13 protein-coding genes and 3 pseudogenes are annotated in these 13,325 nt (G+C 42.0%); 6 read left to right on the top strand and 10 right to left on the bottom strand.

Annotated elements, in window-relative coordinates; translation table 11 throughout:
* Positions 1 to 68 precede the first annotated feature (68 nt).
* Positions 69 to 161, bottom strand: a pseudogene (locus BGL89_RS21215) (IS607 family transposase); the annotation flags it as partial.
* Positions 162 to 344: 183 nt separating this feature from the next.
* On the opposite strand from BGL89_RS21215, the gene BGL89_RS07950 reads away from it, so the two are divergent.
* Complete coding sequence (locus BGL89_RS07950) at positions 345 to 896, top strand: ferric uptake regulation protein (protein ID WP_002737956.1); 552 nt, start codon at positions 345 to 347, stop codon at positions 894 to 896.
* Positions 897 to 900: 4 nt separating this feature from the next.
* On the opposite strand, the gene BGL89_RS07945 is transcribed toward BGL89_RS07950, so the two are convergent.
* The 4 genes from BGL89_RS07945 to BGL89_RS07930 form a co-directional block, all read right to left on the bottom strand.
* Positions 901 to 1,323, bottom strand: a complete 423-nt coding sequence (locus BGL89_RS07945; RefSeq protein ID WP_286825257.1) for a SufE family protein — start codon at positions 1,321 to 1,323, stop codon at positions 901 to 903.
* Between the two features lie 198 nt (positions 1,324 to 1,521).
* Positions 1,522 to 1,869, bottom strand: a complete 348-nt coding sequence (locus BGL89_RS07940; RefSeq protein ID WP_286825256.1) for a type II toxin-antitoxin system PemK/MazF family toxin — start codon at positions 1,867 to 1,869, stop codon at positions 1,522 to 1,524.
* Between the two features lie 3 nt (positions 1,870 to 1,872).
* Entirely contained in the window at positions 1,873 to 2,088 is a 216-nt protein-coding gene (locus BGL89_RS07935) for a hypothetical protein (RefSeq protein WP_158200534.1), read from the bottom strand.
* A gap of 108 nt (positions 2,089 to 2,196) precedes the next feature.
* On the bottom strand, positions 2,197 to 2,982 hold the full coding sequence (locus BGL89_RS07930; protein ID WP_286825255.1) for a PEP-CTERM sorting domain-containing protein: 786 nt from the start codon (positions 2,980 to 2,982) through the stop codon (positions 2,197 to 2,199).
* A 235-nt stretch (positions 2,983 to 3,217) separates the two neighbouring features.
* On the opposite strand from BGL89_RS07930, the gene BGL89_RS07925 reads away from it, so the two are divergent.
* Together BGL89_RS07925 and BGL89_RS07920 are read left to right on the top strand one after the other, a co-directional pair.
* Positions 3,218 to 3,907, top strand: coding sequence for a DUF3782 domain-containing protein (locus BGL89_RS07925; RefSeq protein WP_286825254.1), 690 nt, complete (start codon positions 3,218 to 3,220; stop codon positions 3,905 to 3,907).
* 23 nt (positions 3,908 to 3,930) lie between these two features.
* Positions 3,931 to 4,323: pseudogene (locus BGL89_RS07920) on the top strand (hypothetical protein).
* Between the two features lie 27 nt (positions 4,324 to 4,350).
* On the opposite strand, the gene BGL89_RS07915 reads toward BGL89_RS07920, so the two are convergent.
* On the bottom strand, positions 4,351 to 4,578 hold the full coding sequence (locus BGL89_RS07915) for a DNA-directed RNA polymerase subunit omega (protein ID WP_002761217.1): 228 nt from the start codon (positions 4,576 to 4,578) through the stop codon (positions 4,351 to 4,353).
* Between the two features lie 343 nt (positions 4,579 to 4,921).
* Between BGL89_RS07915 and BGL89_RS07910 the strand changes: the two are divergent.
* From BGL89_RS07910 to BGL89_RS07900, 3 genes and pseudogenes are all read left to right on the top strand, one after another.
* Positions 4,922 to 5,149 (top strand): annotated as a pseudogene (locus tag BGL89_RS07910) (hypothetical protein); the annotation flags it as partial.
* A gap of 753 nt (positions 5,150 to 5,902) precedes the next feature.
* Positions 5,903 to 7,348: an Ig-like domain-containing domain gene (locus BGL89_RS07905; RefSeq protein ID WP_286825253.1), complete on the top strand. Its 1,446-nt coding sequence runs from the start codon at positions 5,903 to 5,905 to the stop codon at positions 7,346 to 7,348.
* A 215-nt stretch (positions 7,349 to 7,563) separates the two neighbouring features.
* Positions 7,564 to 9,801, top strand: a complete 2,238-nt coding sequence (locus BGL89_RS07900; RefSeq protein WP_286825252.1) for an FUSC family protein — start codon at positions 7,564 to 7,566, stop codon at positions 9,799 to 9,801.
* A gap of 3 nt (positions 9,802 to 9,804) precedes the next feature.
* Here BGL89_RS07900 and BGL89_RS07895 read toward each other — a convergent pair whose 3' ends face one another.
* From BGL89_RS07895 to BGL89_RS07880, 4 genes are all read right to left on the bottom strand, one after another.
* Positions 9,805 to 11,871: an AAA family ATPase gene (locus BGL89_RS07895; RefSeq protein ID WP_286825251.1), complete on the bottom strand. Its 2,067-nt coding sequence runs from the start codon at positions 11,869 to 11,871 to the stop codon at positions 9,805 to 9,807.
* Positions 11,872 to 11,943: 72 nt separating this feature from the next.
* Positions 11,944 to 12,120: a hypothetical protein gene (locus BGL89_RS07890; protein WP_286825250.1), complete on the bottom strand. Its 177-nt coding sequence runs from the start codon at positions 12,118 to 12,120 to the stop codon at positions 11,944 to 11,946.
* A 100-nt stretch (positions 12,121 to 12,220) separates the two neighbouring features.
* Positions 12,221 to 12,811 (bottom strand): 3-isopropylmalate dehydratase small subunit, encoded by a 591-nt coding sequence (leuD, locus tag BGL89_RS07885; RefSeq protein ID WP_002792549.1) that lies wholly within the window; start codon positions 12,809 to 12,811, stop codon positions 12,221 to 12,223.
* A gap of 19 nt (positions 12,812 to 12,830) precedes the next feature.
* Positions 12,831 to 13,154 carry a class I SAM-dependent methyltransferase gene (locus BGL89_RS07880; protein ID WP_286825249.1) on the bottom strand — a complete coding sequence of 108 codons (324 nt, stop codon included), beginning with the start codon at positions 13,152 to 13,154 and terminating at the stop codon, positions 12,831 to 12,833.
* Between the last annotated feature and the right edge of the window lie 171 nt (positions 13,155 to 13,325).

Below are 13,325 nucleotides of genomic sequence, written 5' to 3'. Positions count from 1 at the left end.
ATTTCATGCTCTTCCTCCAAGCACTTAATTAAACATTCCGTTTTTCTTGTTCTTCGTCTTATTGAATACAGACGTTTTCCTTGTAACTGCCCTCGATTCCACATTCTCCCAGCAGTGTCATAACTGATCCCCTTTTTCTTGACATAATCTGATAATTTCAACTGTAAGGTAAACTGGCACTAACCACATTAGCAGTTGTTTGCTGTTATTTGCACACATTTTTTACAAAACTTTACAATACTTGAGTGTGGGGGGAATTTTCAACTACTTAAAATTGTTGCCAATGGCTCGCCGAAACGACTATCATTGTCAATTAAATAGCTTTTATTGAGAGTCGATCGCTTATGTCTGCCTACACTGCTTCCTCCCTGAAAGCGGAACTCAACGCGCGGGGGTGGCGCTTAACTCCCCAGCGAGAGAAAATTCTGCACGTTTTCCAGAATTTACCGAAAGGCAATCATCTCAGTGCCGAAGAATTGCAGGAATTGCTGGACAAAAGGGGGGAAGGAATTAGTTTATCGACAATTTACCGCAGTGTTAAACTGATGTCGCGGATGGGAATTTTGCGGGAGTTGGAATTGGCCGAAGGTCATAAACACTACGAACTCAATCAACCCTATCCCCACCACCATCATCATTTGGTCTGTATTCAGTGCAATAAAACCATCGAATTTAACAATGATTCTATCCTCAAACACAGTCTCAAACAGTGTGAGAAAGAGGGTTTTCAGTTAATTGACTGTCAGTTAACGGTGATGGCCATCTGTCCGGAAGCTTTGCGGATGGGTTGGCCGTCGGGAATACCGAGTAATTGGGGCTGTACGCGTTCGCTGGTGGATACTCGTTTCCAAAACTGCGAGATTCCCGAATCAAAGGAGCCGGAACCGGAAAACTAGGCATCTAAGCGGACATTCCCAACTGAAAACCGAGAGCTTTTTTCTGCATTAATTGGAAAATATTATAAAATCCGTTGGCGCGGGAAGGAGTAAGGCTGACTTTTAAACCAGTTTGTTCGATAAAATCCGGGGTAACTTGCAGGATTTCCGAGGGAGTCAGTCCATTTAACCCCTCGATTAACAAAGCAACTAAACCCTTGACTAATTGTGCGTCGGAATCCCCTTTGTACCAAACCTGGCCATTTTCGAGGTCGGCAGTGATATAAACTTGGGATACACAGCCATGAACTTTATTAGCGGGTATTTTGGCAGATTCTGGTATTGGTTCTAGTTTTTTAGCAAAAGCTAGTAATTGTTCGTATTTTTGCTTAGGATCGGTACGACGTTTGAGGCGTTCGACGATGCGATCGAGATTAGACGGGAGCATATTGCAAGTTAAAATAGGAAAAAATTAGCCAATAGCTTTTTTATATTAGCATTCTCGCGGAAGTTGAGCGCTGTGGTTATCGATGCCAGGACTGCCTTGGTCAAAGCGCCTCGAGGCTATCTGCTAGAATTGGCATCAATCAAACACCACGCTTGCAGGAGCTATGGATAAACGCCGTACCAAAAATATAAAATCTCCTTACAATACTAGGCAATATCGGACTGCCGTTTCAATTTCTTGCATTTTTTCTTCGGATAGTTTCCCAACTGGTGCCGAGGGGAAGCGATTTTTATCAATTGAACGAATTTGAAAACCAAGAAAGACTGTTTCTAAAGGAAGCCCACTTTCATCAGTCGAAACGCGAACATTAGTCGGATAATCTTGGCGAATATTTTCTCCTTTCGTCCCCACCACTACCATCACCACTAAGGGTAACTGATTGATCACATCAATAGATAATACTAAAACTGGTCTAGTTCCTGCTTGCTCTTTTCCTTGAATCGGGTTAAGATTAACGAAATAAATTTCACCTCTTGCGATAGTCATTTTCTACAAACCGTCCATTTCAGAGACCATAAACTCCTGATTAATGGTAGCTATTTCTCCTAAAATATCCAGATCATCTGCCATTATTTGCAATTGATCTTCATCAATTAATTGAGTTTCAATCGTCAATTTTACTTTAGTATTCGGCTTAAGATTAAAGGTTTCAGTAGGATAAAAAGCTTCTCCATTGAAAATAGCAGTAATTTTTTGATTCATCATTTCTGTACCAACATAAATCAAGCTTCTCTTACTTGATGATACCAAATAAAGTATCGAAAACCTCCGCTTCGAGAGAGGAAACCCTCGCCTCCTCTCCCGAAGCGGGCATTACTTCCGTGTCTTGCGGGCGACACCCCCTAGCATCAAACCGCCCAAGGTGATAAAACCGAGAAGGCTAGAGGGTTCTGGGGTGGTCGTCGCGGTGGGAACGGTCAGCACCGAGGAGATCCCGTACAAAGGGCGGAATGCTACCGGACCGTTAAACCCTGGACCAAAATCGCTCCCATAACGAATCCAAGTTACGTTCGTTCCATAGCTCGATCCGATAGTTACTGGTACCGACCCAAGTGGACCTAAATTAGGTTCCGACCAAGCAACTCCCGAAGATAAAGTCCCCGTCCACACATCACCGAATAAATAATGACCAGATTGCGACATCGAAATACCACCATCATGACAAATGATGCCAGCCGCCGGTATATGGGGACAGATATCGCCATCCCACAGGTCGGAGTTACCGAAGGCGATCAGTTTGCCATCTAGACCATAGATAGGGACACTCGTGTCAACTGTATTGGTTGAGGTATTGTCGATCGCATTCACACTAGCTGTCGAACCGATCACCTTCCAAGTAATACTAGCAGGGTCGATTCCTACATTCGTAAAAGCGTCATTTAATATTGTTGAGGTGTGCGCCTCATTGTCAACAAAGGTGTTGTAGGTATTTATGTCAGTGCTTGTTGCTTGAATCGTGCCATCCGTAACAAATACCAAGCGATACTGATTACCAGGACTAAGACCAGAAGGAATCAGTTGAAAAGCTTCTGCAATGCCAGAGATGCCCAGACTCGCGAAGGCAACCCCAGATAAAATGCCCATAATCGTTAGTTTCATCTAAAATCAAGCTCTTTGAGCGTTGTAAGGATTATCTCTCTTTTGTCAAAGATTGACAGAAGAGAGTTATGCAAGTTTTGGAACCAAGTAAATTCCAGAAAAACCTTACCCCCCCCCGCACATTTGTCAAGTGTTTTCAATAATTCTTAATATTTCTCTCGATTTCGCTCTCTCGCTCTCGTCGAGCTTCTCGATCGAATCGCTAAAATGATGGTGGGTGTTTTGGATGTAAGTTATGAGTGAACCTGTAACCCTTGAGGATATTTACCAGCTATTCCGCGCTTCCGCCGAGGAGTTCGATCGCCGTGCCGCCGAATCCAAGGCGGAATATGATCGCAGGGCTGCCGAATCTAAGGCGGAATATGATCGCAGGGCTGCCGAATCGAAGGCGGAATACGATCGCCATAGAGTCGAAATAGAGAACCTCCTCGCCGAATCTAAACTAGAAAGCGATCGCTCGATGGCAGAACTGAAACGGACGGTTGAACGAACCAGCAAAGCGGTAGATAGTCTCACCACTCGCTGGGGTCGATTTGTGGAAGAATTGGTAGAACCGGCGGTTTTACGGCTTTTTCAGGAAAAAGGCATCGATATTAAGGAAGTTTATCCCCGCGCTAGAGTCAAACGTCAAGGCATCGCCATGGAAATTGATATCCTAGCCGTCGATGATACCGATCTCGTGGTGGTGGAATGTAAATCGAGATTATCTAAAGATGATGTGGATGAATTTATTGAAAAATTGACTCGTTTTAAAATCGCTTTTCCCCATTATCAAAACTATCGAGCTTACGGTGCGGTGGCGGGAATTGAAATCAACGAGGGGATCGATCGATACGCTTATAAAAAAGGACTATTTGTGATTAAACCCTCCGGGGATACGGTGGCCATTATTAATGATGCTGACTTTCAACCGAATACTTGGTAATTTCCCTAGTCAAAACAATCGCTATGGTTAACCTTTCCTACAATAAAAATCGCCTTCTTCCCAGTGCCGAAGAATTGCCCTGTTCTAACGAAACACCCGTGGATAACCAGTTACACCAACGATATTCCCAATCTATTACTTAGTTTATTAGCATTTATTTGGATGGAGCGGGACGACTGGTATTTTGGTGTAGATATGGGGATTTATTGCAATCCCGACGAACCGGCAATCATTATGATCAATCGGGAAATCGCTATTTAACCGCAGAGGAAAGGGCGAGGGCAGCTGCGGCGATCGCCGCTCAAGTACTTTTGATCGCCCAGCAAGAACGTTTGGCTAAACAGGAAGCGGAACAAAAAGCCCAACGACTAGCGGAAAGACTAAGATCACTGGGTATCAACCCCGATGAAATGTAGGGGTGGGTTCCAGGCAATTTTAGGGGATTAATCGCGTAATAATTCCGGTTCGGTTAATTCGTCGGTCATTTCCATCAGGGCCCGTTGGACGGGTTTAATCATCGGGTCATCGATATTTTCTACGGTATCGTAGCGGACGCGTTTGGCCCGTCTAGCGACTTGCACGACGATCGAGTAACGATTGCTGGCCGCATTCATCAGTTTATCGGTGAGATAAATCATCTCGGAGGAGTCGAATTTAAACCGTTTGGACATAGTTATATTGAGCCTTCTGGTGGTAAATTTGGCACTTGTCACTGATAGTAGTTTAGTGATAAGTTTTATTACTCAGCCTACTTTACCATATTTTGTCAACCTTAGGGATAGGGTGATCCTTGATCTCGATCGGATTTTGTCAACTACTTTTTACAAAACTTAAATCAATTTTATACAAGTTTAAAAATATACAAATAAAGAGATAATTTTTGAAATAAATAAACCCAAAAAAGGGACACAATCGCAGTGCCTATAAATATACTTGAACATATACTGCAAAGTAATCTTTGCTACATATATACCCAATTAATTGGCTGAGTTATTTTATTCCGCACCTGTATCCGCTGCTACTGCTGTCTTCCTAATCTATCCTATCGGCCAGGGTATCTCAAGCATGGCTTTTAACCTCAACGGTTTCAACTTTAACCAGTCGATTATTGATTCCCTGGGACGTGCGGTCGCAACGCGCTCGCTACGCGAGATCGCAACTTGGGCGGATGTGATCAACCGCGCTAACATTGGTTTTGAAGTAATGCACGAACGCAACGCTCATCGAAAATTTTGGGTCTGAAACCCCGTCGTTCTACGACGGCTTTACCGTTAAATACTAGCGCATTTACCAAATAGCGGAACCCCGCAAGGGAAAGAAGCAGAAACCTAAATCGTGAGGTTTGGGAATCACCGTCCGTTTACGGCGGTGAGGATGTCAAAACTTCCCCCTCGATTTAGCTTCCGGTGATGCTATCCCCATGGCCTTGACTGGACCGGCGATCGGTGGTTAAAAATAAACAGATGCTGGATCCCCATCCAACATCCGCATTCTAACTCTGCACACATTTTGCTAAGTCCTCATGATAAGTTAAAAAACGCTTCCTTTTTGGGGGCGTTTTTATTTATTCGATTGAAAAAACCGATGAGAATCATTACTAAAGCTGATAATAGCCGTCAGCCTTCAGCTAGATAACGGCTGAACTCACTCGCCGCCAGTAAACTTGGAAGTTGTTAAAATATAGCAGCAGGTCGGGTGCAGTGATTTGTTAGACGGTCGCTACTCGATTATTTAACCAACGCTTCAAAGATTTTTGACTTTCTCCTGATGGTTGACCAAGAATTAAGTTTTTAATACCTAGCTGAATGTCAATCTGTGAATATTCTCCCGTAAGTCAAAGGCTGTTTAAGATCAAGAACAAGACAATTGGTGATCGCAAAAAGAATCGGCGATCGCAGTTAGTCTCCGCTTTTGCCTACCACCATAACTAGAAAACTGGCTAATTGATGTAAAAATAAATCCTGAAAGCTGAAAGCTGATTGCTAAAATAACTGTATGAAAAGATTAGCTTGGTTTGATCGCTTAGTGTTAGGGACTATTTTGGCTTTAATTGCGGCGATATCGTCGATTTTGATCCAGGGAAATCAAGTTCCTACCCGAGGGGAGAATTTTAGCTGGCAAGGGCGAAAAATCGGCGTTAGGGACAATTATTTTACTTTAAGTTTTAATCGACCGATTGACCGTTCCGACATAGAAACCAGCTTGGTGATCGATCCTCCCTTGCCGGGTAAAATTAGCTGGGCTGGCGATCGCTTGACCTATACCTTGACGGAATTGCCGATCTACGGCAAAAAATATCAAGTAAAGTTACCTATTGCTCAAGGTGAGGACTTTATCGGCGAATTTTACAGCCACGATCGAGCTTTTGCCTATATTGGAGTCAACCAAGAGGAAAGAGGTCGTTTAATCGTCTGTAATATCATTCAGGGGGCAAATAACGTCACAGAACTGAAAAAAACCATCCTTACCCCTGGGGATCTGGTGGTCACGGATTTTCAAATCTATCCGAGGGGGGAGAGAATTTTATTCTCGGCCTTCGATCGCTCTGACTTAGGACGAGACACCCCAAAACAGCAACTTTACACGATTACCACGGGGTTAAATCATGCCGAACATGGTCAAAATTTGCCCAGTGGTCGTATAGAAAGGTTTTTAGATGCGAAAACCTATCAAAATCTTCGCTTTAATCTCTCAGATAATGGCAAAACCCTAATCGTGCAGAGAATTAATCATGGGAATCCGGGGGATGCCAGTTTATGGGTAATCAGCGATGATGGACAATCGCGACCGTTAGGAATGCAAGGGGATAATTTTTTACTATCTCCCGACGGTAAAAAAGCGGTTGTCAGTCAAACGGGAGGGGTAGCGATGATTCCTTTGGATGTCCAAGCGGGAAAACCGCAATTTTTGCCTACCTACGAGAAAATCCTCGCTTTTTCCCGGGATGGTCGCCAAAAATTAATGGTGAAATCAGAACCGGATAATCAGCGATCGCTATTTCTGCTCAACGATCAGGGAGAGTCAAGACTACTATTAAGAACAGCTAATCCGATTATTAGCTGTGAATTTGAACCGCGACAAGAAAAAACCCTTTACTGTCTGAAAAGCGATCTGGTCATGGGCAGCGATGGCAAAGTGAAAGAAGAACCATTTTTAGGAATTATTGAGCTAAAAACGGGTAAAATGATGCCACTGCTGGCTTTACCTAATTATCGTGACGTGCATATGAGTATGTCTCCCGATGGCGTGGCCTTATTATTTGATCAGTTAGCAACCACACCCTTTGGAGTCAGAAATGATTTAGTCACCGGGGAGGGGTCGAGCATTGCCGATGGTCGTCTCTGGTTATTACCACTCCCCGATCAATTCAGTCCCAATAGCATCCCGAAAATTTTACCTCAAGAACTCAACGCCGGTTTTAAACCCCGTTGGCTGCCCTAATAGAGCAGAATTGAGGAGTTAGGAGTCAGTCCCGATGAAAAAATTTTCACCCCCACAGATGAAAGAGGTTTCCTTCCCTACACCCCACACCCTACACCCTACACCCTCTTTCAAGTCAGGAGTCAGGGGAGAAATCGTTACCTAATCAGGTGACTCGGAGAATACTGACTCCCGAAAACGAAAACTGTGTACCTCACCATTAAGATAACTGCTATATGCTACTTCAGCGATTTGGTTTTTTATTGCGTCCTAGTGGCGATATCGAGATCGAGCGGGGGATTAGGACTTTATTAGCGATCGCAGTCCCGATTATTATCGGTGATATTTTAGATCAGTCGAAATTGGGTTTAATGGTGGGTTTAGCGGCTCAAACCTTGATTTTAGCCGATGTGGGGGGGCTTTACTGCCTGAGAGCGAAAACCCTAGTCGCTACGACTATTGGGATGGCTCTAGCTTTGATTATCGGCACATTAGCCAGTGCTTGGTTAGGATTGACCGTAGTGATAGTTTTTTGCGGGTTGTTTCTAGCGGGTTATTTGACGGTTTACGGGGAAAATGGGGCGTTAGCTGGGGTAGTAATTAGTTTATTGCTGCTTTTTGCTGTTTCTTTGCCATCGGGAGATATTGTCGTCGCTTTACAACGGGCCGGAATCGCTGTGTTGGGAGGGGGATGGACAATTTTTTTAGCCCTGTTTATCTGGCCTTTTCGCCCTAATCAGCCTTTACGTCAGGTAACGGCGGAAAATTTTCAGGGTATCGCCACTTGTCTCCGCTCTTTGCCCTTACACTCTCGTTCTAATGCTAATGAGGAGCCATATTTTAACAAAATCCGGCAACTGTTGCTCCGTTCTAGGAAAACTGTCACCTTGACGCGTCGGGGACGTTGGGGAAAGAGTGAGCTGCGGGAATTGTTAATCGTCTTGATTGAAGATAGCGATCGCATTAACACCAGCTTAATTGCACTGCGAGAATTGCTTCATCTTCATCCCTTGCCACAACTGACCACGGTGGGTATTTTATTAGAAGATATTCTCGTGCAAGTGGCGGAAATTAGCGAAGATATTGCCGGGTTAATTTTGGGTAAAAATAAACAACCGGATTGTGAGCGCTTGCAGTTATTACTCAAGGCGATCGAGCAACAAAAAAATCTGCAAGCTAAAGTTTTAGAAAATGCTCAGGATGATTATAGCAGTTATGTGGCAATTTCGCAATTAAATAATCGTTTAAAAAAATTATCTAAACAGCTAAAAATAGCCAGTGAAACAGCGCAACATTTGCGGCAAAGCGAGGACTTTTCAGATAAAAAAAATACTTGGCAGCGGAACTTTGAAGGGATAGAAAAAGAGTACGGTCAAGAAAAAGCTTGGTGGCAACCATTAAAATCTAATTTTAATCTAGAATCGCCCCTATTTCGTCACGGTTTACGCTTGGGTTTGGGAAGTGCGCTAGGAGTATTGATTTACAATAAGCTAGGGATTACCCATAGTTTTTGGATTGGTTTAACCTTAGTTATTGTGTTAAAACCAGATTTTAGCTTGACTTTTCAACGCTTTTTTAATCGGGTGTTTGGTACGATTTTAGGCTCGTTTTTTGTTTTGGCATTGTTGCCAATTATAGATAATTCGATCTGGTTAGAAATTATTGGGGTGATTTCTATAGCGATCGCTTTAGCTTTGGTGCGATTTCACTATAGTTTAGCCGTATTTTTTATCACAATTTTTGCTTTAATCATCAGTCGTCTCGATGTCAGCAATGACGGAATTAATTTAGAGTATATCAGAATAGTTTACACTTTAATCGGTAGTGCTTTAGCTTTTGCACTTTCCTTCGGTTTTTTACGGTTTAATGAAGATGAACTTTTTTCCCTCGCTGCCATTAAAGCATTAGAAGCTAATCAAATATATTTTCAGTCAGTTATGGCAGTTTATTTAGGAGAATCATCCTATCAAACTGCAAGTTTATCTTCCTATCGCGATAAAGCTCGACGAGCAAATGCAACTATGCAAACGGCCCTACAAAGATTAATTGATGATCCTAGCACACCCTTTGCACAAATGGAACCAGCAATCACTTTAAGTAATTATATTCCCCGTTTTGGTCGCGGGGTGACAGTTTTATTGACGGAATTGGAACAATATCGCGGTAGTCCTCCCCATCCTAATCTGAGTCTGTTCACGCAACAAATAACCCAAGCTTTGACGCAATTAACCCAAGCTTTGCAAACAAATAATCCTCCTCTTCCCTTACCTCCCCTCGAAGATGCTTTAGAAGAAATCCTCGATCATTTGCAAGAATTGCGAGAGGAAAGGTTGGTAGAAATTGCTCATCAACAAGAGGGAACTAATCTCCAGAAATATTTAGGGGATTATAATATTGTCACCACGGAACTTGTGGAATTATCCAGTCGTGTTGGGGTAATGAACACAGCAATCGATCGTTTTATTAGAAGTTAAAATTTAGAATCGATTAACTTCGATAATTTCCGTATATTCAAAATTATTAGGACTGCGTTTCACCAGAGAATAATCAACACCATGAAGATTAATTAAATCCTCTTGACAATCCGCTTTCGGAGAATTATAAACTAACACATATTCTTTACCAATATAGGGAGAAATCTCGGTTTCTACTTCTCCTCTCCATTGAGTTTTTGTCACTAAAACAATTAACTGATTGGCTAATTTAGGAATAGCGATCGCAACTTGCCGACGATAGATATGATCGAGACTACCAAAAGGGGAATCCATCACCAGAGGAAAAGTGCTGCTATCAATTCCCATCAAAGTATTTTTCTGACGACCTTCTCGCACTCGATCGATAATTCCCCCGATAAAAGATAAACTGAGAATCTGATTTTCTCCGGTGGAAGCTGCCACGGGAATGGCGAATCCTGTGGTATTTTCTAATAATCTTACCTCGTAATCGGGACTAATACGGGGAATATAGGGAGTAAAAGAAATTGAGTTAAAGATTTCCTGTACCCGTTTTTCTAAGGACAAACGAAACTGATTTTCTAATCTCCGTCTTACCTCACTAATGCGATTAATTGCCTCTTGAGTCGCTAAAATACGTCGTTGTCCTAAATTAGATTTTGCCTCTTTTTGTTGCTGTTTTTGTACTTGTTTTTGCAGGGATTCTAACTCTTTTTCATAGATATCTAGTTGATTTTTATTGCTGCCCTGTTCCAAGCGTAAATCTTTTAGGGAATCCTCGATCGCATCTAAGCGAGATTGCAGATTTTTAATATCTTCATCGGGATAATGGCGAAATTTATCCCGAACTTCATCTAATTCTGATTCTACCAAAGATAATTCTAAGCGCCACTGGTGAATATTAGCTTGATAATTATCCACTTCTTGCCAAAAATCTAAGCTCCGTTTATCCATTTCTTTGACTGTGGAAGATAAGCGAATGGCCGCTTCTTCCACATCGGCCATTCCTGCTTTATTCATCCAGTCTTGTACCTGTAAATAAGCTTGACTATTCTCCTGTAATTCCTGGCCACAAATACATTTTTTCCCCTCTAATAATTGTTGGACAAATTGCTGTTTGATACCACTGGGTAATTCCCCTTGTTGTCGTAGGCGATCAATTAATTGCTGAAAATTTTGATTAATTTCTTTTAAAAAGACTTGATAAGCTTGCTGGGAAATTAATTTCTTTAACTTATCCTTAGTTCTGACTAAATCTTGCCGCAGATTTCTTTCCTGTTGTTCTAATTTTTCTTTTAACTGTTTTAATTCCTCGGCACCACTTAACTCTAATAAGCGATTAGTCAAGGCTTTTTTTAATTCTTCCTGCTGGGATAACTGGGTAATAATATCCTGCTGACGCTGGGTTAACTTTTCTAAATCCTGCTCAATTTTACTTTCCTGTTTTAATAACTTTTTTAAATCCGATTCACCTAAATCTTTAAGTTCATCTTGTAAAGATTTTCTAGCTTTTTTTAAATGCTCGATCGCTCTATCTAATACTTTAACTCCCAATAATTCCTTTGTATCTTCTGCGATTTTACCTTGGCTACTACTGCGAAATTGATGATCGATATATTCCCCATCAAAAAAGAAATAACGGTGTAAACTTTCGGGTAAAATTTGATTAATAATATCCTCCGGGGGTTGATGGGGTGCGTACCAATTGCCATCATCACCAGCGTAGAGCATATATAAACTATTTTGACCGTATTGAATTTTACTATTTACATCTTGGTAGGCGAAAAATTTTCGTTTTACCTGATAGCGTTTATTTTCATGTTCAAAGTTCACTTCTGCTGAACATTCTATGGAGGTTCCCGTGCTGACTTCTGTAATTGCCCGTTTATTAACTAATAACTCTGGTTCGGCAAAAGCTGCCGTAAATTTTTCATAAAGCACCCAAGTACAAGCATTTAAAATGGTTGTTTTTCCTGCCCCATTATTGCCATAAATTACCGTTGTATTGCGAGAACTTGCTGCTAAATGTATCTCAGGAGTCTTACCATAAAATTGTCGAAAATTACATAACTTTATTGATAGTAGTTTCATATTTAGAGACAGGGGATGATGGGGAAGTTTTTTCAGTGAACAGTAAACAGTGAACCGATAACTGATAACTGATTATTGAATTACTTCTTTAATAATCGTTAAAACATCATCATTGATATTGCGAGGATTGCGCTGGTATAACTTATCTCTTTCCAATTTTAAAACTCGATCGATGATTTTTCGCACATCTTCGGGAGCGTTTAAAATCGGTTCTTGGATATTTTGGAGATCATGATCAGGATTAGTCATAGGACAGATTTTTTAATATTTACAGCCGCTGCATTCAACCAAAATCCCTGCCAGGGTACGTTAATCTATTACTAACGCACCCTCACCCTAGATTGTTTCTCTAAACGAAACTTAAATAGGGTAACTTTTGCGCGGTAGATTGAATCAGATCGAGATTTTGTAACAGCTGTCCGCAGGTATCCCAACCTCCTTCTATTAACATCTGTCGGGAACCTTCATTCATAGACACGGTAGCGACAAAATCCCCCCATTCCACCGTCATAGTTGTCAAGGAAAGATCGACGGGAATTTCGGGATTAGCTGTAATTAAATCCTGTAAATGGGTGATGGTTTTTGCCTCAGCAGTGACACAGGGAACCCCATTAGCGATACAATTGCCAAAAAATATTTCGGCGAAACTTTCCCCGATAATTGCTTGAATTCCCCAACGTAAAATTGCTTGCGGTGCGTGTTCCCGAGAAGATCCACAACCGAAATTACCATTGACTACCAGAATTTTCGCTCCTTGGTACTGGGGTAGATCGAAAGGATGACTCCCCTGTAAAGCGGCTCGATCATCGGCGAACACTTGTTCTCCTAAACCTTCAAAGGTGATACAACGCAAAAAACGAGCCGGAATAATGCGATCGGTGTCAATATCGTTGCCTCGCAAGGGTAAAGCTCGTCCAGAGATGGTTTTAACTTGACTCATGATCTTTTTCTAACTTTTACTAGCAGTGACAAAAAAAGTGGTTGCATCTTGCCATACTCCCCGATCGGTGGCATTTTTCTCGATTTCTCGGCGATAATTGTTCACTAGAGTCGCAATTTCGGCAGCCGATAGGCGAGCGCGTTGCGACCGAACCGCCTTTTTTTAACCATTGATACCATTTTGCCAGCACTTGCGGGATATCGGGGAAAAGTGCAATCGCCATAGAACAGGTAATCAGATCGAAACTAGACTCGGCAAAGTCAATGGCAGCTATATCGGCGTTAATTAGGTCAATATTCTCGATATTTAATTCTTCTAGCTTTTTTTCGGCTCTGGCAATCATTGCTGGTGTGAAATCGATCCCGATGACACTTTTTACTTTTGGAGCAATTGCGACCGCATTGACACTCCCATCGCTCTCATGCGAGGGATTCTTGGTTCATCGAGTTTCCTTGATCTGGCAGGACGTATCCAACCAAACCAGAGGGAATCTCACGCCGGCGCGTATTAGTTT

The organism is Microcystis sp. LSC13-02, from assembly GCA_002282935.1.
Lineage (GTDB): Bacteria > Cyanobacteriota > Cyanobacteriia > Cyanobacteriales > Microcystaceae > Microcystis.
This window is presented reverse-complemented; position numbering and strand designations above follow the sequence as displayed.